At 55.2% G+C, this 18060-nt stretch carries 15 protein-coding genes and 2 pseudogenes; 14 read left to right on the top strand and 3 right to left on the bottom strand.

Translation table 11 applies throughout. From position 1 onward, the window contains the following. From VKV18_RS15670 to cysS, 9 genes and pseudogenes are all read left to right on the top strand, one after another. Positions 1–274 (top strand): annotated as a pseudogene (locus tag VKV18_RS15670) (hypothetical protein); the annotation flags it as partial. A gap of 24 nt (positions 275–298) precedes the next feature. Continuing rightward, a complete protein-coding gene (locus VKV18_RS15675) occupies positions 299–1150 on the top strand; it encodes a hypothetical protein (protein WP_324205120.1) in 852 nt (283 codons plus the stop codon). A gap of 43 nt (positions 1151–1193) precedes the next feature. Further along, a complete protein-coding gene (locus VKV18_RS15680) occupies positions 1194–2240 on the top strand; it encodes a hypothetical protein (RefSeq protein ID WP_324205121.1) in 1047 nt (348 codons plus the stop codon). 11 nt (positions 2241–2251) lie between these two features. Then, a complete protein-coding gene (locus tag VKV18_RS15685) occupies positions 2252–2767 on the top strand; it encodes a PqqD family protein (RefSeq protein WP_324205122.1) in 516 nt (171 codons plus the stop codon). Then, on the top strand, positions 2764–3387 hold the full coding sequence (locus VKV18_RS15690) for an ABC transporter permease (RefSeq protein ID WP_324205123.1): 624 nt from the start codon (positions 2764–2766) through the stop codon (positions 3385–3387). Before VKV18_RS15685 ends, VKV18_RS15690 begins: the two co-directional genes overlap by 4 nt. Before the next feature lie 56 nt (positions 3388–3443). Beyond that, complete coding sequence (locus VKV18_RS15695; RefSeq protein WP_324205124.1) at positions 3444–4187, top strand: ABC transporter ATP-binding protein; 744 nt, start codon at positions 3444–3446, stop codon at positions 4185–4187. 14 nt (positions 4188–4201) lie between these two features. After that, a complete protein-coding gene (locus tag VKV18_RS15700; RefSeq protein WP_324205125.1) occupies positions 4202–5416 on the top strand; it encodes a hypothetical protein in 1215 nt (404 codons plus the stop codon). Beyond that, positions 5413–6402 (top strand): D-2-hydroxyacid dehydrogenase, encoded by a 990-nt coding sequence (locus VKV18_RS15705; protein WP_324205126.1) that lies wholly within the window; start codon positions 5413–5415, stop codon positions 6400–6402. Before VKV18_RS15700 ends, VKV18_RS15705 begins: the two co-directional genes overlap by 4 nt. Positions 6403–6603: 201 nt before the next feature. After that, entirely contained in the window at positions 6604–7974 is a 1371-nt protein-coding gene (gene cysS, locus VKV18_RS15710; RefSeq protein WP_324205127.1) for a cysteine--tRNA ligase, read from the top strand. 124 nt (positions 7975–8098) lie between these two features. Here cysS and VKV18_RS15715 read toward each other — a convergent pair whose 3' ends face one another. Continuing rightward, positions 8099–10816 (bottom strand): alkaline phosphatase family protein, encoded by a 2718-nt coding sequence (locus tag VKV18_RS15715; protein WP_324205128.1) that lies wholly within the window; start codon positions 10814–10816, stop codon positions 8099–8101. A 418-nt stretch (positions 10817–11234) separates the two neighbouring features. Here VKV18_RS15715 and VKV18_RS15720 point away from each other — a divergent pair, with 418 nt between their 5' ends. The 3 genes from VKV18_RS15720 to VKV18_RS15730 all read left to right on the top strand — a co-directional run bounded on the left by VKV18_RS15720 (position 11235) and on the right by VKV18_RS15730 (position 13809). After that, on the top strand, positions 11235–11375 hold the full coding sequence (locus VKV18_RS15720; protein WP_324205129.1) for a hypothetical protein: 141 nt from the start codon (positions 11235–11237) through the stop codon (positions 11373–11375). A gap of 138 nt (positions 11376–11513) precedes the next feature. Further along, positions 11514–12818, top strand: coding sequence for a hypothetical protein (locus tag VKV18_RS15725; protein ID WP_324205130.1), 1305 nt, complete (start codon positions 11514–11516; stop codon positions 12816–12818). 46 nt (positions 12819–12864) lie between these two features. Continuing rightward, on the top strand, positions 12865–13809 hold the full coding sequence (locus VKV18_RS15730; protein WP_324205131.1) for a hypothetical protein: 945 nt from the start codon (positions 12865–12867) through the stop codon (positions 13807–13809). A gap of 211 nt (positions 13810–14020) precedes the next feature. Here the strand turns inward: VKV18_RS15730 and VKV18_RS15735 are convergent, their stop codons facing one another. Both VKV18_RS15735 and VKV18_RS15740 read right to left on the bottom strand, forming a co-directional pair. Continuing rightward, positions 14021–15436, bottom strand: a complete 1416-nt coding sequence (locus tag VKV18_RS15735; RefSeq protein ID WP_324205132.1) for an alpha/beta hydrolase family protein — start codon at positions 15434–15436, stop codon at positions 14021–14023. A 42-nt stretch (positions 15437–15478) separates the two neighbouring features. Further along, on the bottom strand, positions 15479–15802 hold the full coding sequence (locus VKV18_RS15740) for an SdpI family protein (RefSeq protein ID WP_324205133.1): 324 nt from the start codon (positions 15800–15802) through the stop codon (positions 15479–15481). A gap of 666 nt (positions 15803–16468) precedes the next feature. Here VKV18_RS15740 and VKV18_RS15745 point away from each other — a divergent pair. Together VKV18_RS15745 and VKV18_RS15750 are read left to right on the top strand one after the other, a co-directional pair. Further along, a complete protein-coding gene (locus tag VKV18_RS15745) occupies positions 16469–17227 on the top strand; it encodes an HAD family hydrolase (protein ID WP_324205134.1) in 759 nt (252 codons plus the stop codon). Between the two features lie 220 nt (positions 17228–17447). Then, positions 17448–18060, top strand: a pseudogene (locus VKV18_RS15750) (hypothetical protein); the annotation flags it as partial.

Genomic DNA, 18060 nt, shown 5'->3' on the forward strand with positions numbered 1-18060 from the left:
GGCACTCTTCGGCCTCTTTCGGCTGTTTGGATGGTCTACGCTTACCTACTATGGCTTTATTGGAGGCAGCGGGGCCTATCCCAACTACGCCATTATGACCTTCATTGGGGCTTGGTTAGGAAAGCGCTATTTTGCCAAACGATTTGGCGTGACGCAGTGGCAGATGTATACGCCCGTGCTTTTGGCGGGTTTTGCCTGCGGCACCGGCCTTATTGCCATGGCAGCCATTGCCCTGGCGCTCATCGCCAAATCGGTCAACTACCTGCCCTTCTAACAGGAACAGGGAGGTGAGGAAGGGATGCAGGTAGAGCGGATTTTAGGCCTCGTCGGCCTGTTGGTCACCATGGGGGTTGTGGCATCGGCGGCCGTGGGGTTTGCCGTGGGCTATCAAAGCCGAGATATGCAGCGTACGCTGCGCAACGTTGTGCTGTTCGGGCTTGCTGTGGGGATTGCGGTTTGGCTAGGCACTCGGCATTTAGCCGCCCAGCACGGGCCTATTATAACCCACGAAGCGCTCGTGCTGGGGCTAGGAATAGGGGGAGGCGTTATTCTAGGCACCCTGTGCGGGCTGGCCTTTAAGCGCGCGAAGGGGGAAGGACGTAAAGTAGGCAATGCGTTGGTGTCGGTAGTGTTGGTTTTACTGTTCACTGCGGGCATACGCGGCGCATTTCTGCAGCGGCTGCAACAGTTAGCCCATATCTGGCAGGAGATCGCACCGCCGCCACCGGTGGCAGACAATCGGCAGAGCGCGCAGAGCTGTCCCGATCACCTCAAGGCGCTATGGAACGCTTTTAACCTGTATGCACAAGATTGGGACGCGCTGCCGCCGGCAGCAGGATGGATGGATAACCCAGAGATCGTTTCTAAGGTGCCGCACAATGCGGACTTCCACTGCCCGGCGGTGTCGAACGGACATGACGATCGGTATGGCTATGCCTACAACGAAGAGGTTGCCGGCCGATCGTTGGGGCAGAAGACGAACCTGAAGCAGATGCCGAATGCCGCCAAAACGCCCTTAATCTACGATTCAACCGATTTGGCCAAGAACGCGACCGATCGATTTACAAGCCTGCCAAAACCGGGGCGCCATAACGGCGTAGATTACGTGCTGTACTTAGATGGGCATGTCGGTGAAGTGAAGCCCAAATAGGTTATACGGAAAGTCGTTTTTTACGTACTGATAATAGAGGACTATGGCTAGTCAAAGCGTTTCGACGTTAAAGCAAGAGGAGCAACCGGCAGCCACGGTGATCGGGTGGCAGGGAATACGCTGCGTGTTGCCGCCCGACTGGAATCTTGTAAGCTTTTCGTTGGAGCGCGATAGCGGCTACCTGCGCGTGGACGCTCCGGCCGACAGCGCGTTGACGGTGCAGATTCGATGGTTAGATGCTGGACGTACCCAAGAGCCGAACTCGATCTACAGCTACCTAATGCGGTTTGTGCAAGGGCGTGGGCGTTCGAGGCCGCGATCTACGTCCGGTCCAGACCTTAAAGCGAGCCTGGAAAAGTTATTGAAGGAGACCGAAAAACGCGCACGGAAAGAGCATGTGCGTTTTGAGTGCCATCTAAAGCCGGAGCACATCGAAGGGGACCGGCGGGCGATCAACTTTAGCTGGGTGGGTGGCGGGCGTGGGCAAGGCAAAATTTGGCATTGTGCTCAGTGTAACCGTGTGGTGATGGCGCAGGTTGCAGGACTTACGAAAGACCATGCGGCGATCGCATCGGTAGCGGCCAAACTTTTTGGCACGCTGCAAGACCACAGTGTAGATGGACGAGACCTTTGGGCGCTTTACGATCTGCAGGTTGAGGTGCCCAATACGTTTCGCCTGAAGGAGCAGCAGCTCTATTCGGGTCATCTTAAGCTCGTATTTGTCCGCCACGGTGAGCGTTTGGTGGTGGAGCGATGGGGGTTAGCGAGTACAGTCCTGAAACGATTTACGTTAGACGAGTGGTTTCGTAACCAGGCACTCATCGGGTTAAAGAAGCAGCGATCGGCCGCTCTCGAGCTGCCGATGGGGCATGAGGCCGTATTCTACCGTTGTCGGCTGCCGATATGGAACCGGATCGGAGCGTTGAAGAGCGCCATGGGGAAGCCCTCTCGCGCTGCGACGCACTATGCCGGAGGAGGCTGGGTATGCGAGGCTACGAATCGCATCTACAGCCTGCAGCTATTTTACAACGAGAGTGCCGATAAAGATTTGTGGCATGAGGTAGCCTCGCGCTGCCGATGCCATTGTTGAGGAGGGCCGATTTGGGCTTACCGCTAACACAGCGAATAAAATATGGTGTGGGGCGTTATCTGCCGTTTTTGAAGATAGGGCCGCCGAAACCGGAGCGTAAGGCGGTGATGACGCTACGTCCCTGCCAAAACAGCGCCATCACCTGGGAAAAGCAGGAGGATGGAAGCGTTTTGCTGCATGTTCCTATCAATCAAAACACGGGACGGCTAGGGGCTGTCATGATGAAGCTTTTACGCCCGCCTAAAGAGCGCAAGGTCGAGTTGGATGAGGTGGGCGGTTTTGTGTGGGAGCTATGTAACGGGCAGCATACAATCGAGATGATCGTGCAAAAAACGGCTAAACAGTTCAAAATGAACCGCCGAGAAGCCGAAGTCTCGGTAACGATGTTTTTGCAGATGCTGCATGAGCGCAATTTTATCGGTTTCTACAAGCTTGTACGCCGTGGGGGGACCCCGGCAGCTAAGGACGAAAGCATGGCGGAGAAGCCGGAAGCCGAACTCACTAAGAACACATCGGAGGGAAGATGAGCATACAGATTGCCAATGTGGAAGGAACGGTACAAAAGCAGGTTCATCTGCCGTTTAGCACAGCGTGGCACATCAGTTTACAGTCCATTCGTACCCGTTTGGGACGCACCATGATCACGGCAAGCGGTATTCTCTTGGGCATTGCGTTCTTCAGTGCCGTGATAACGGGTCGTCTTTTCCCGATGCACGAGCAGGGGGCTGCTGCCGTTGCTGCACGCGACCGCCAGATATGGTTGGCTATCATGGCGCTTTTAGTCTGTTTTGTGGGGATCATGAATAGCATGTTGATGTCGGTGACGGAGCGCTTTAAAGAGATCGGCACGATGAAGTGTCTGGGTGCCCTCAATCGCTTCATCATCACCATTTTCATGATCGAAGCGGCGCTTATGGGCGTAGGGGCTTCTGTGCTGGGATGGTTTCTCGGGTGGGCTTCCATCGCTTTAGTACATCTCGTGACGGACGGCGTGCACGTGTTCGGAGCAGACTTTTGGAGCGGCACCCTAAAGCAGGCTCTGCTCACCATCGCGCTCGGCATGGGGATTACGTTGGTGGCGGCCATATGGCCCTCGGTGCGGGCGGCCGCAATGCCTCCGGCGGTGGCTCTGCGTACGGAAGTTTAGTTCGGCGAGTTTCTTAATGACTATTAAAAACCAGAATAGATAGAGGATAGGGAATCATGGCACATGAGTATGTCGTGCGAACACGAGGCTTGGTAAAAGAGTTTCGTATGGGAGATGAGGTGGTCAGGGCGCTGAATGGAGTAGACCTCGATATTCGGCGGGGTGAGTATCTCTCCATCATGGGGCCTTCAGGTTCCGGTAAATCCACCCTATTTAACGCCATTGGGGGGTTGGATAAGCCCGATAGCGGCTCTGTATTTATCAACGATGTGGATATGGCCCAGTTAGATGCGCGTGAGCTGGCCTATTTGCGCTGTCACACTATCGGCTACATTTTTCAGACGTTTAACTTGCTTCCTTCTATGACCGCTTTGGAGAACGTGGCACTGCCCACCGTGTTTGCAGGCATGACCACCGATGAGGGCATCGAACGGGCTATCGAGATGCTTAACAAGGTGGGGTTGGGGCACCGTTTGCACCACAGGCCATCGCAGCTATCGGGTGGCCAGCAGCAGCGCGTCGCCATTGCACGTGCTCTGGTGAACAACCCCTCCATTGTTCTGGCCGACGAGCCAACGGGCAATCTTGACCTCAAGACGGGCGAGGAGATCATCCATCTTTTGCGAGAGCTGAACAAGAAAGAGGGGGTAACGATCATATCGGCAACGCATGACTATAAGATGATTGATGTTTCCGATAGGATCGTATGGATTAGAGACGGTAAAATATCTAAGATCGAGGAGCGCGCCGACGTGAAGGTGAGCGTTGGAGAGCTAGAGGGCGTAGGCCAAGAGCTTTAAAAAGGAACGCTAAAATGGGATATCTCAGGGGGGTCGGCATCGGAACGGGGGTGGCTTTAGGCACTTCGGCGGTCGTGCGAATGCGCAACGGCTTTCCCCAAGTGCCCACCATTCCCCAGCGCATTATGGAGCTTCTCGCCAAGAAGCGCCTTAACGAAACTCCAGATGTGGTTTTGGTGGCCGATGACCTCGATATGGCGCTCACGGTGGCGCGATCTCTGCGATGGGGGCGAGTGGTTGGAATAGTGGCCTCCAGCCCAATTACGGAGGCACGAGCTACTGTCGTTCCGGCGGTTGTGGATATTCCAGGGGTGGTAGATGCTATTCCAGACGATATGTTGGTGTTGGTGGATGCAGAGCAAGGGGTTGTGATCGCCGACCCGGATGGTGCGGTGATCGCCCAATACCAGGCAGAGCGAGAGAACCTCGCGCCGCGCATCCGCCTTTATCTTGACGAATCGCACCTTCCTGCCGAGACCCTAGACGGCCACATGGTGCTTGTGATCGCGGTGGCAGGCTCCGATGAGGAGCTGACCGATGCGTTGGAGGCCGGAGCCGACATGCTCTATATTCCTCTGGATGCAGAGCTGTTGCCGCTTCATACCGAGCCTCAGGAACAGCGTTCGGCCTTGCTCGATCTCACGTTGCGATGTGCCGGAAAAGCCCTGCTCATTGCAGATGATTACGCTTTACCCCCTATGCTTTTGCTGGAGGCCTGCTTGCGTGCGGATATCACCCTGGCCGAGCCGGTGCGGGACTACCTGAATGGGTTGGGCATCGGAGAGTTTATGGAGGAGTTGCAGGAGGCACACGCGGAGTGTTTGATTAACCAAGCGCGTTGTGCGTTGCCGCGTTTAGCCGCTCGACTCAGCGAGGAGGCCATTCCGCCTTTGGAGCCGGAGCGTCTCTCTATCTTTGCCGACAAGCTGGCAATGTATGGAGCGACGCGCATTCTTATTGACTGCCCACGCTTTGGAGGGGGAATAGGGCCAATAAACCTGCCTTTTCTCGATACCTTCGTTGCGGTAGCCACGGCGGCCATGCTGCCGGTGTTTGTGAAGATGGATCGTTTGGAGCCAGATGAGATAGAGCTGCTTTTAGGCTCCGGGGTGGCGGGACTGGTGGTGTCTCCGGCAGAGGTGCAGTCCACGAAAGCGTTACTGCGTACGCTCACCTATTCGGAGTGTCGTGAAAATCTCAGTGAACTGTTGAAACAGAACCTCGAGTGAGCCGAACTCTCATTTGGATTTATCTAGAGCCTAACGATGCCGATGTCCAGGCCTTTCGGCACGCTTTGGAGCAACGCCCCGACATCCAACAGAGGATAGAGCTGGTTTTTGGACGCTCGAACGTGCCGGAGGCGGTGGCGCATGAGGTGGAGGTTTTTGTTTGCGGATGGGTTCCTGAGGATGTTTTGGAAGATGCAGAACGGTTGCGTTGGGTCAGTTTTTGGAGTGCAGGGCTGGACGGCAAGATAGCGCCGCGGCTGTTGGAGCGTGGGGTTCAGATCACCAATGCCAGCGGTGTGCACGGCCCGAACATTGCCGAGCATGTTTTCGGCATGATGATCTACTTTACACGTCGCTTCGATTTTTACCTTCGCGCCCAACGGGATCGGCGCTGGGAGCGAACACCCGCTGAAAAGCCACCGGGGGAGTTGAGTGGGCAGACGCTTGGCATTCTGGGGTTTGGACGTATTGGAGAGGCTCTGGCCGTGCGTGCCCGTGCCTTTGGAATGCGGGTTATTGCGGTAAAACGCGATCCAAGCATTCGTTATGATGCCACCGTGCAGCCGGATGCGCTGTATGGGTTGGACGGACTTCCTACAGTGCTCTCCGAAGCCGACCACGTTTGTATCGCTTTGCCTTATACGGAGCAGACGCATCATTTGATAGATAGGGAGCGATTAGGGCAGATGCGCCCTTCTGCTTATCTCTATAACATCGCGCGTGGAAAGATCGTAGATGAGGCCGCACTCATCGAGGCGTTGCGGCAAGGCGCTATTGCCGGGGCCGGGTTAGATGTGTTTGATGAGGAGCCGTTGCCTGCACATAGCCCTTTGTGGGGGATGGAGAATGTGTTTATTACCCCCCACGTAAGTGGGGTGACCCCTCGCTACTTTGAGCGTTTTGTTAAGCTTTTTGTGGCAAATTTGGAGCGCTATTTGGAAGGCGAGCGGCTTTTGAACCGTTACGATCCGCAACGTGGGTATTAGCGCTGGCGGCACTCTGTTGGAGAGAGGACAAAAATTGTTGCTGTTGGAAGCTTGCGTTCCTCTATACCATGATACCATGTGATGGAGTAGGGCGGCTGTAAGAGGGCTAAGGGATAGGGGTGCCTCTTTTGTCGAGGTAGGGTATTATAATCTCCTAACGAACGCACAGAACGTTTGGAAGTAACCAAGCAAAGAAAGGCGATGAAACTGTTCTTGTTCAACACCATGTCGCGGCGAAAGGAGGAGTTTATTCCCATCGCGCCGCCCAAAGTAGGGATGTATTGCTGCGGCCCCACGGTCTACAACTACGCCCATATCGGCAACTTGCGTACTTATATCTTCGAGGACATTTTGCGTCGCACCTTGGAGTTCAACGGCTATCAGGTGCTGCATGTAATGAACATCACCGATGTGGGCCACATGACCACCGATGCCGATGCCGGCGACGATAAGATGGAGGTAGCGGCTCGGCGTGAGAACCGCTCGCCCTGGGAGATAGCCCGATTTTATGAGGCGGCGTTTTTTAGGGATACGGAGCGACTGAATATCTTGCGGCCTCACATCACCCCTCGGGCGACCGAGCACATTCCCGAAATGATCGCGCTCATTCAACGCTTGGAGGCCGCAGGCTATACCTATCGCACGAAAGAGGGCGTCTACTTTGACACTTCCAAATGCCCCGATTACGGCAAGCTAGCCCGCCTCGACCTCAGCAGCCAGCGTACCGCCCGGCCCGAAGTGGTTGAGGACGAAACGAAACGCAATCCCTCCGATTTCATGCTTTGGTTTACAAATAAGCCTAATCACATTATGCAGTGGGAAAGCCCATGGGGGCGTGGGTATCCGGGCTGGCACATCGAGTGTTCGGCGATGTCCATGAAGTATTTAGGGGAAGAGTTTGACATTCATTGCGGAGGGGTAGACCACATCCCTGTACACCATACGAACGAGATCGCCCAAAGCGAGTGCGCAACCGGGCATCCTTTTGTTCACTACTGGCTCCATGGCGAGTTTTTATTGATGAATCGGGAGAAGATATCCAAATCTAAGGGAGGGTCTATCAACACGCTGCAATCGCTGATAGATGAGGGCTACGATCCTCTGGTCTACCGTTACTTCTGCCTACAGGCTCATTATCGCGCCGAGTTAAACTTTTCGTTGGAGGCGCTCGATGCGGCTCGTTCCGCGCTGCGACACATCTACTCGCTTCGCCCCGACGATGACCCCCTGCGCGACGATGAGGCGGCTTTTGAGGAGGCCAAGCAGCGGGTGCACGAGGCCATCAACGACGATCTGGGAATACCAGAAGCGGTTGGCCTGCTGAACACTTACGATAGCTATCGGCTCTGGACAACGTTCGATGCCGTTCTCGGCCTGAAAATAGCGGAGCGCGCGCAACGTGGCGAGGAGGAGTTGCCGGAGGAGGTTAAGCAGCTTATCGAACTGCGGAATGCGGCACGTAGGGAGAAACGCTGGGCCGAATCGGATGCCATTCGAGAGAAGCTGATCGCCATGGGCTATGAGGTGGGCGATAGCCCCCAAGGCACCACGGTGCGTAAGCGGCTGGTTTAAACGTTCTTATCGCAGCGATATCTCTTTTTTAGGGGCGACCCTATGGGTCGCCCCCTACGTTGTCTTTTCCACAATAGGCAAGCACAAGGACTATTCGTACAGGTGTTTCTCTTGTTGCGACAGGCTAAAGCCCGGCATTGTCACGGCCGAGCTGTTGTCGGATGATAGGCAGCGGCAATGTGTAGCGCGGAGGTGGCATGGGACTATGGGGGCCGCGCACGCTGACCCAGATCATTCTATTCAGCCGTTGCGCCGGCGCCGCATCGGCATGGGAAAAGTCGAGATGATCGGCTTCTGCAACCAGGCGATAGAGCACGCTGCCGGGTTTAAGGGCGCTTTTGGAGGGGTTGTGCTCGGCGATGATTCGCTTTGGTGGCAGGAGGGCTGTGTAGGGCGCATCGTTGTTGGGGGCGGTATCCCAGTCGAGAATGGGGTTGGCCAGAGCATCGTACTCACTCATAGGCTTTAGGCCAAGTAGAAGCTCGATGGTGCGAAGCACGCTGTCGGTGTTGTAGAAGCGATGGTCCTCCGAGTGTGCCTTTATCCAAGGGCTGATTGCCAGGCAGGGAGAGCGATGGGCATCCACATGGTCGGGACCATCTTGAGCGTCGTCTTCGATAACGAAAATGGCCGTTGATTTCCAGATGGGGCTATGGCTGATCGTCTCCACAAGTTCGCCGACCGCATAGTCGTTATCGGCGACATCGGAGGCCGGGGAGTGGGCACCACTGCGAAGTCCCGCCGTGTGATCCATCATAAGGCGAATGGTTATGAACGCCGGCACGGCATTACCGCTAGGGTCTTTGACCAACATCTCGTGGAATTCGCGCTTCCATTCCGCGATTCGACTGGGCATGGCATATTTCCCGTAGGCTCTTTCGGGATAGAGACAATTCGGGTCGTGCGTGCGTTCGTACCAAATTTCGGGGGCATCGCTGTCCGGGTAGTCAAGATCGAAGCGGCGAAAGTCATCATCGGTTTTGCCGGCGAGGTCGTGCCCAGGAGGCTGTAGGCCTGTTTCATCGGGGTAGTTGTCGGGAAGAACCTGTCCGAAGCCTGGAAGGTTCAGACCCTCTGAAAGGAAGAAGCCGTAGTTCCGATAGGAAAGCCCGGCTTGGCGCACCCTGTCCCAAATTCTGCCGGTGGGGATTCCGGCCACATCGGGAATGGGGTTGGCCCCTTTAGGAAAGAGGAGATCGGGAAGGTGCTTGCCATCTGGCGCTAGCGCCGGGTGGCCGCCAACGAGGTAGCCGTTGTTTTGGCCCTCATAGTCATAAAGGCGTCCGCGCCCGCTATAGGTATAGGGCACGTTGCGTTGCACGTATTCATTGCTCATGCCTTGCGTAGACCATGTCCAGCCCGAGCCGGAGACCTCGCCGCAACAGTAGAAGTTATCGAGCAACACAAAACGTTCGGCGAGAGCGTGCATATTGGGGGTTATCTCTTTCCCGAAGAGGCATAAGTTTGGGTCGCCATTGCCGTTTGGCAGGTCTCCAAGCACTTGATCGTAGGTTCGGTTCTCTTTGATAACGTAAATGACATGTTTGATTTTGCCGGCCTGGAGGCCAATTGCCGCCAGCGGGTTGCTGTGAGGTGGCTTGGAGGGAATATGCGCATTGCTCAACACAGTACGTGTGAGCGTGGTGAGCGAGTTAGGGAGGGGGATCGTTTGGACGGAACCGTGAATGAGATTAAGGATATAGTAGGTATCGGCATCGGGGCGCCCGGCGATGTGCAAGGGATTTGGGTTTTGGGCTTGGTTGCCTATGCCGTTTGCCACAAGAAGGCTCTTCCCATGAGGAGAGACGACGAGCGCCGTGGGATACCAGCCGGTGGGTATCAGCCCGAGAAGGCGATTCGTGCGTGTGGAGATGACGGCCACCGCATCGAGGTCGGCGAGGGTGGCATAAAGGGTTTTCTCGTCTGGACTGAGGGCTAGGCAAGTAGGTGTTATGCCGGGGAGGCCACGAAGGCTCTCCGGCCGGAGGGAGATCGTTGCCAGCATGCGGCAGGAGGCCCCATCGAGCACGGAGATCGTGTCGCTATGCGCGTTGGCCACGTAGCATCGTGTTGCCTTGCGGTTAAGGCATAGGGCATCGGGATGGTCTCCGGTGATCACCTTTTTCAGCAGCACCGGATGGGCGGGGCGAGAGGCGTTGAACACGTAGACGGCGCTATCGCGTTCGCTGCTCACGAACACCCTATCTCCCTGCGGGGTAACGGCCACCGCAAGAGGAAAGTTTGAAAGTTTGGTATTGAGCTTCGTGATACTGACCCATTGGTGTGTGTGCAGGTTATAGATGGCGAGTTGGCCGGGATTGAGCATCAGCCGCGGATCGCGCTGTCCCCAAAACATGTTGACGGCAACGTAGAGATAGCCACGTTGGTCGAGTGCCATGCCGGCGGGAACGTCGCCTTTTACGGGCATCGCCAGAGTTTGCACAAGGCTAAGGCTACCATCGCTTTTCAGTTTCACCACGGCGATGGCGCTCTGACACCCTTCTGAAACGTAGAGGGTGTTGTTGGGTGCGATGGCGAGGCCATAGTAGAGGCCGTAGGTAGAGGGATGAGGGGATGTATTCGGAAAAGCGAGGTGCGATGCGATGCGACCGTCCGAAAGGCGCAGACACCAAAGACCCGATTCATGACCAATGCAGTTGCACAGAGCGTAACGTCCATCGGAACTGATGATCAAGTTCACCGGCATATTCCCAACGGGTGTGGTGTATGTTGCTGGAGAGAGCGTGCGACCGTTGGGAAGTTGTTGAGCGCTTGTGGGTAAGGCGATGGAAGCGATGACCCAGGAAGCAAGGAAGGCCTTCATGGTGCGGGCACAGAACATAGTTTGTTTCTCCTATTGCGGTTAGGAGGCGTTGCTCAACTAATTCGCCATATCCGTATTGTTTTCCTCTAGGGCTGTAGTGAGGAGTAGACCGTTTACCCTAGAAGACTAAATATGTTGCCGTTCGCATTGCCTCTAAAATGAAGAGATAAAATTTTAATAAATATTTCTTGACAGATGAAGTTAACGATGTTATAATTCTTACACGCCTTTCGCATGAAGCGTTCTTTTGGCGAAAGGGCACGAAAGGAGGTAACTGTTTTAAAAATGCAACATGCTCGTGTTCTTCTGGCGTTTCAAAATGCCGATGGATGTGCTATCCCCCCCCCCGCACTCCCCGCGGCTAAAACGCCCAGCATTCCCTAACGTTTCCCCAAGGTTTGCCCCCCTTGCTCGCAAAATATCCCTGTCAGGGCTGATGATCCTTTGCAGTTTGCTTTGGCTCCCTTGTGCCTATGCCGGCTACTACCTGGTTAGCTATTCGGGTGGTCAGGTCACCGGCACCAGTAACGGCCAACCCTACCAAGCCTACTACACCACCAACGGCAGTGGGTACTGAGGTGGCTGGAGCGTTGGGTGGGGTGGTGGCCAGAGTGCGAATGCGCAGTGCAGTGGGCAGATAACCGCCACGTTTAACTGGGTATCGAGCGGTCCTGGGGATGACCCTCCGGCGGTGGTGGTGGTAAAGCAGACTTGTTTGGCCGCTTGGAATGCCACCTGGAACGGGAGCGCTGCGGCGCCTCAGGCCAAAGCCGATGACGGTTTAGGTTTTCCAGAGCAAGACACGGTGACCAATGCGGGGCCGCCGGAGACAGAGCAGGGTCAATCCGGAGGCTCCGGGCCGGTCGGTGCCTACTACAGTGTGCAGCAGAACCCGGGCTGGGAGTTTAGCGTAACGTGTAATCCGACCGTGAGCCTATCGGCGAGTTCTTCGGCTAACAGCGGCGGTGGCGGCAGCGTCCAAGTTGTGTATAGTGCTTCTGCCTCGCCGGTAACGATAGGTTTAACCGGTGTGATAACAGACAGTAGTGGAAAGAGTCATGTGTTGGTAGGTCAAGGGGTAACAGCGGTGCTAAACGCGCCGCTGCCTAGTATGGGCTACAGTTGGAGCATTCAGGGCGGAAACCCGTTTAAGGACTATGAGGTCGGGAAGGCGGGGGATGCTCCGTCTCAACCGTCTCAGGCGGTGTATACACCGTTAGGTGCGAAGGACTTGGCGCTGCCCACTCCCCACTGGTACTATGCGAAGCCCGATACGTCAACTATCAGCTGCACGGCGTTGTTGGTGGTTCCGTTAGGTGCTCTGCCCTTTTTCCCCCTGCCGGTATCGGTAAGCACGCAGTGTGTGGTAGACGGGCCTATGGTGGCTCAGCCGGTGATAACGATAGGAACGATGCAGCTTATGACTCCTGTCAACGGCCCTCTCGAGCTATGGGGTGCCCTTGATCCTATCAATCATCATCAGCCATTTGGTACCTGGTGGGAAGAACAGGTAACCACTCCCGACCCTTATGCCACCCAACAGGGAGGGGGAGGATGGAATTTCACCCAACTCGTCAATGTCTCCGTGAGTATAACATATCAGGATAATACCACTCTGAACGTAACTACGAATGGAGCCTATTGGTTGGATAACACCTTTGGATATGCCCCTGAGGCACCAAATACCTATTCGGCCGCTCCCGTGGCACCAGGCAAGCCCGCCGCTCCCCAAGAGAACGGGGATGCGCCCGAAATCATTTTTGGACATAGTGCCCAGACAGGGTCTCCGTGTGTATCGGCGAGTCTAAACGATGCTTTTAAGACCTATGTCCTATATCTTCCACCGGGTAACGATGTGAAGTGGGTAGCTTTATGGATGTGGACGTGGAGTTGTCGTGGACAAGCAGACTATGACACGTTAACAGGTTCTTGGCTTTTAAGCAATACCAATGCGCAGTTCCAGCAGCCTACGGCTTATCCGTCTCAACCAACATGGAACGCCATATTCGGTAACCACTGAACTTTTAACAAGACAGACACTAAAAACGTAGGAAGGAGTAGAGAGCATGAAACAGCAAGCACTTACGATACTAACAGGGCTGATGTTTTTGTGTAGTCTGAGCATGAACCTTTGCGGCGCGCAGACGACCTCGGAGGGGCCGCTACGTCCCAAATATGAAGGTCAGGTGATTGGAGGAGGCCCGCCTGTTGGTGTAGAGGAGATAAACAGACGATACAATGAGGCTTTAAAGCCTTCAAACGATGCTTTGGCGGTGGCGAACACTCTGGTTTGGCATGGGAAGTGGAAGGAGGCAAAGAGTTGGGTACTCAAGGCGATAGCGTTATCTCCGCTTTATCAGCCTGGCCTTGATCCGACCTGGCCAAAGATAGGTCATCCGATGAATGATTCGGCCGTGGAGCTATTGAGCCTGCTAGACTTATGGGAGGGGGACGATCCTGCCAAAGTGATAGAGCAACTACGCCCGTACTTATGGCGCCCTCACCTCTCCGACCCGAACAATTCCGACCCAGTGGCTTTAGACCTATGCATTGCTTACTGTCGTTTGGGGCAGTATGTCCTGGCACGACAGTTCTTTAATGTGGGTTGGTTGAAGGAAGCCCTTATGGTTCCTGATGACCAAAAGCCCACAGAGGCGGATTATCATAACCTCCCGGACATCGGCAGTCCCCAAGGTTTGGAGACGGTCTGCTGGCTGCTGCTCTACAAGCAGGTGCGTTACACGTTCCAGGACTACGTGTGTTATCAGGACTTGCAGCGGGCAGTCCGTTTGATGCCTGGGAACCCGTTAGTCTGTTATGCGATGGGGAGTTATTTAGCGTTGTCTGGGGGGAATGTGATGCCAATTGCCGAGGCGAATAGGGAGGCTCGGCAGTATCTGAAGGAGGCTTTGGCCTATGGGAGTGGTTTGGTGTTAAGCGGTGCACGTCAGGCTTTGCAGGAAGTGCATAGGGAAGCCCCATCGGTTTCCTTGCATTCCTCGGGGCCGTAACTGTGAGGTCATGTTCTGCGTCTAAAGGTTGAGAGGCAAGTCGGAGAGAGAAGTTTGCTTCTCTCTCCGATCCTTTCTATCGGGTAGGAAATGGGCTATGGAAAGCCGCCTGTTTATGCGGTGCCCCACGAAGAGACGCAAGACCGGAGAAAAGTTAGCCTCCGGTCTCTTTTAGTGAAGCGCAAACTAGCCTTCTGAACTCTTCAGAAGGCTAGTTGGTCTCTATCTGGCCCTGAATCCATTGGGTGATATAGGCAAGGGCTTTGGAGTCGAAAGTCGTCTCTATCTCAGCGTATTCGAGAGGAGAGCCGGTTTGGCAGGGTTGGAAGAGATGGTTCAGTCCAGGGAAAACCTTTGTGGTAACGTGTCGGTTTCCGCCTTGCTGCAGGGCCTGCTTGATCAAAGGCAGGTTCTCTTTGGCCGGAACCTGCAGGTCTTTACTGCCACCGACGGCCAGCACGGGACAGTGCACTTTGCGCAACGCTTCGGTGGGGTCGTAAGCAAGAAAGCTGTGCATCCAAGGGGTATTGAGGAAGGAGATGATCCGATCCATATCCTCCTGTTTTGTTTTCGGCTGTGCCTTTTGGATGGCTTCTTGCATGAGGGTTCGGGCTTTTTGAGGGTCGTTTTCCTCTATCACGATCTGGTAGAGCTGCTTATTGATCTCCAGCATTTTGTGAATCTGCTCCGCGGGAAGGCCTTGAGCTTCCGCGATGCGCTCTTCTTGGAGGGCAAGCAGGTCGGCTCCTTTCATTCCGGGGCCGGCCAAGAGCACCACATAGGCGATTTGCGGCATCTGAGAGGCCACAATAGGAGCCACAATGCCGCCTTCGCTGTGCCCGATCAGGCCAACCTGTTTAGGGTTGATATCCGGTTGGTGCATGAGGAACTGTGCGACGGCCACAGCATCCGAGGCGAAGTCTTGCAAGGTGGCTGTGGCAAAATCTCCGGTAGATTTGCCAACACCCCGTTTATCGTAGCGCAGCACGGCGATCTGGTGGCGCGTTAGATAGTCGGCGAGAACGAGGAAAATCTTATGGCCGAAAACGTTCTCATCTCGATCGTTAGGGCCGGAGCCTGCGATCAGCAGGGCAGCGGGAAAGGGGCCGGGGCCTTTTGGCAGGGTGAGGGTACCGGAGAGCGTCACTCCAGGAGCGTTAGGGTTGGGGATAGAGACATCGCGCACTTCGTAGGGGTAGGGAGGGGCAGGTTCTTGAGGACGTTTTGGAGCGGCCGAAAGGGGCTTATCGGTTTTGTTAAGAGTCAGCGGTAAGGTTGCACCGGCCTGTTGCCAGTGTCCCACAATCTGTTTACGGTCAGAGCTGAGCGTACCGGTGAAATGGGCATGAATGACATCGAAATCCACCTCGACATTCGTGCCCTGCAAAGCCACATGGCTGGCCGCGATGCCATAGGCGGCCTGCTGGGGCACATCCATTTTGGCGGCAAGCTGTTGGGCGTTATCGCCGGTGATATGGAGGATGACGGTTAGCTTGAGGTTATTCGGGAGGGCGATTTGTCCCTCCCAAGTGCCGGTGAGCGGGCTTGGCGAGGACGTTTGCGCTCTGCCGAGAGCAGGGAAAAGCGCCCAGAGTCCTACCAACAGACAGAACAGAAATGCTTTCAAGGTGCTTTTTCTCCTTTTGGGTTTTTTGATAGGGTAAGGTTTCTAAAGTCGTTTAAGATAGCGAAAATCAAGATAGAGCATAACTCCCAGTCCACACAGGGAAGTTATCGTCATAAAGAGGACATAGAGCTTTGGCTGCCAGAGCCAGAGGGGCGAGAGCACGATGCTGGTAAAAGAGAGGGCCAGACCATAAAGCAGGAGGGTTTTGCCGGCGTAGGCATTTGCCTGATACCAGATGGCTTCATTGCGAAGGGTTTTAGGGGTTCGGAAGCCATACAGGAGGTTGGGTGGAACACGTCGTTGTAGGAGGGGGATGGCGAGCACCACGCACAGCATGCCGAGAAGAAAGTTAATAGAGACTATCATGGCGAATGCGATCTACCTGTGTTTTGTGGCCTATACGGCACGAAGTTTTCAAAAGGGAATACGAAGGAGGGGACCGCCGGTTTCATAGAAATTTGGGCAGGGCTAGAGAGGGGAAAGGAATGCTGCCTTCCGCTCTTGGGAGCTAGTGCGATAGTCATCTTAGAAACCAGGGGAGGTCAAATCGTTGTACCGCACATTGCGGCTGTAGCAGCCTACGGATGAGACCACGCAGGCGGTTCTGCAGGACGCCTGCTGTAGTCGGGAGGCGATGTGATGGCATGTAGGGGGAGAAGAATTTTGCCCCTACTGTTTTAACGCCGTCTGCCGCTACAGCTGGAACAACTTGGGATATGGCTGGCTTACTGAGACCCTTTTACCAAAGCGATAGGGCGATGTCAAAAACGACCAGGCCACACCATGGGCGCTACCGCATCTGAGAAACAGGGGCAGGCCAAGGCACTCAATGGGGCGAACCTTATCACCGGCATGTTCCTCGACAGGCCAATATCGCCCTCCTCATTTAGAATCCAAAGAGGCGCCAAGGGAAGTACCCTAGTATTCCCTGCGAAGTGTGGAGATCCGAGCACAGTAACCTGGAAGGTGAAAAAATCCGTTTTGGCCAAATACGCGTTCCTGCAGGCTTTTAGGTCATAATGTGGCCTAGTGATGAAAAACTCCGCCCTAAAGCCCTCCATAGTGCTGTTCGATTTCGACGACACGCTAAGCGAGCACAGGCTCTTTAGCCAAAGGCTGGTGATTACGATGGCGCGCGCGATGTGGACGTTTCACGGGGGAGTTGTGGAATGTTGGGCAAAGAGCGTGCAGGTGATGATGGAGCGTTTGGAGGAGAGCTATATCGCTCGGTTTTGTCCGCCTACGGGGACGCAGCCCTTCGGCTATAGGGAGTGGTTGCAGGAAGCGCGGACAACTGCGGCACGGTGGCTGTATGAGGGGGTAGATTTAGAGGCGCCGGCTAACGCGCGGCGGCTTGCGCTAAAGGGGCAGAAGGTTGCCTTGCGCCGAAGCGTGGCGCTTTTCCCGCGAGCGCGCGAGGTGGTGAGGGGGCTACAACTGCGAGGGTTCCGTCTGGCTATCGCTTCCGGTAACGACTCTGAAACCCTCCACCATGCGTTGGTTGGCTGCGGTTTAAGAACCTACTTTGAGAAACTTTACGGAGCCGATCTTGTGGATTGTGCCAAAGAGGGGCCGGAGTTTTATGCTGCCATCTTTGCCGATCTCGGTCTCGAACCCTCTCAGGCACTGGTTGTGGATAACGACCCCAAGAGCGTTCAATGGACTTGTGTGGCGGGTGCTCGGGCGATTCAGGTGCGGCTGCGCCAAGTTCAGCCGGAGCCGATAGCGCAGGAGGCCTTGGCGGTTTTTGACAACCTTGGGAGTTTATTGACGTTTCCCTTGTTGCGCTAAGAGACCGCCAAGCGAGTGGGCCCCGTGAGACCTTGCGTCTTGCACGGTTTCTCTAGCAAGTGGATGAAACAAGCAAGCCCTATGCAACGGTCAAAGGGCAGAGAGTGTCGTCGAGCAACCGGCACGTCTGTGGATGCCCATGTTTGGTGTCTGGATCTTCTCAGATGGGCACAAATTCGATTGCAGACGCATTACCGTGGCTCCGCTAAAGAATAAAAGCTTGACAAAACAGAGTTCGATTCGCTATTATTTAGGCAAGAAGGATGTGCGCTACAGACGTTCGGCGTTTCCGAATTCGGAATCGTGCCCCAAAGAGAATAACCGAATAGGTATTCCCTCCATGGGTGCCCACTTCCCCATTCAGCCGTTCGTTAAGCGCGCTCCCTTCAGCACACTTGAGAAGGAAGGTACACTAGTGCGTAAGTGGAGCAAAGAGTCTATAGCAGAAGAGATACGCGCTCTTCATAAGGCAGGTGAGGACCTAAACTATTCTGCCGTTTTCAAGTACCATTTGGCCCTATTACGGGCTGCCATGCGCTACTTCGGTTCCTGGCGAGAGGCCATCGAGTATGCCGGTCTCAACTACGAGGATGTGCGGCGCTATCGCACCTGGGACAAAGAGCGCATCATCGAGCGTATTCGCGAGTTGTATGAGATGGGTGAGGATTTAAGCTGGCGCCATGTCAGCATCACGCTCGATCCGCAACTCGCCGCTGCCGCCACCAAGCCAAAGCATTTCGGCTCTTGGCGCAGCGCCATCGAGGCCGCGGGGCTTGACTACAGCATGATCCGACGCTATCAGGAGTGGGATGAGGAGCGGATTCTGCGGCGCC

The organism is Chthonomonas sp., assembly GCF_035294505.1.
Taxonomy (GTDB): Bacteria; Armatimonadota; Chthonomonadetes; order Chthonomonadales; family Chthonomonadaceae; genus Chthonomonas.

Excerpts from the sequence above, each read along its gene's own strand:
- VKV18_RS15675 (WP_324205120.1), top strand. The coding sequence starts at position 299 with ATGCAGGTAGAGCGGATTTTAGGCCTCGTCGGCCTGTTGGTCACCATG.
- VKV18_RS15680 (WP_324205121.1), top strand. The coding sequence starts at position 1,194 with ATGGCTAGTCAAAGCGTTTCGACGTTAAAGCAAGAGGAGCAACCGGCA.
- VKV18_RS15690 (WP_324205123.1), top strand. The coding sequence starts at position 2,764 with ATGAGCATACAGATTGCCAATGTGGAAGGAACGGTACAAAAGCAGGTT.
- VKV18_RS15695 (WP_324205124.1), top strand. The coding sequence starts at position 3,444 with ATGGCACATGAGTATGTCGTGCGAACACGAGGCTTGGTAAAAGAGTTT.
- VKV18_RS15700 (WP_324205125.1), top strand. The coding sequence starts at position 4,202 with ATGGGATATCTCAGGGGGGTCGGCATCGGAACGGGGGTGGCTTTAGGC.
- cysS (WP_324205127.1), top strand. The coding sequence starts at position 6,604 with ATGAAACTGTTCTTGTTCAACACCATGTCGCGGCGAAAGGAGGAGTTT.
- VKV18_RS15715 (WP_324205128.1), bottom strand. The coding sequence starts at position 10,816 with ATGTTCTGTGCCCGCACCATGAAGGCCTTCCTTGCTTCCTGGGTCATC.
- VKV18_RS15720 (WP_324205129.1), top strand. The coding sequence starts at position 11,235 with ATGATCCTTTGCAGTTTGCTTTGGCTCCCTTGTGCCTATGCCGGCTAC.
- VKV18_RS15730 (WP_324205131.1), top strand. The coding sequence starts at position 12,865 with ATGAAACAGCAAGCACTTACGATACTAACAGGGCTGATGTTTTTGTGT.
- VKV18_RS15740 (WP_324205133.1), bottom strand. The coding sequence starts at position 15,802 with ATGATAGTCTCTATTAACTTTCTTCTCGGCATGCTGTGCGTGGTGCTC.
- VKV18_RS15745 (WP_324205134.1), top strand. The coding sequence starts at position 16,469 with ATGAAAAACTCCGCCCTAAAGCCCTCCATAGTGCTGTTCGATTTCGAC.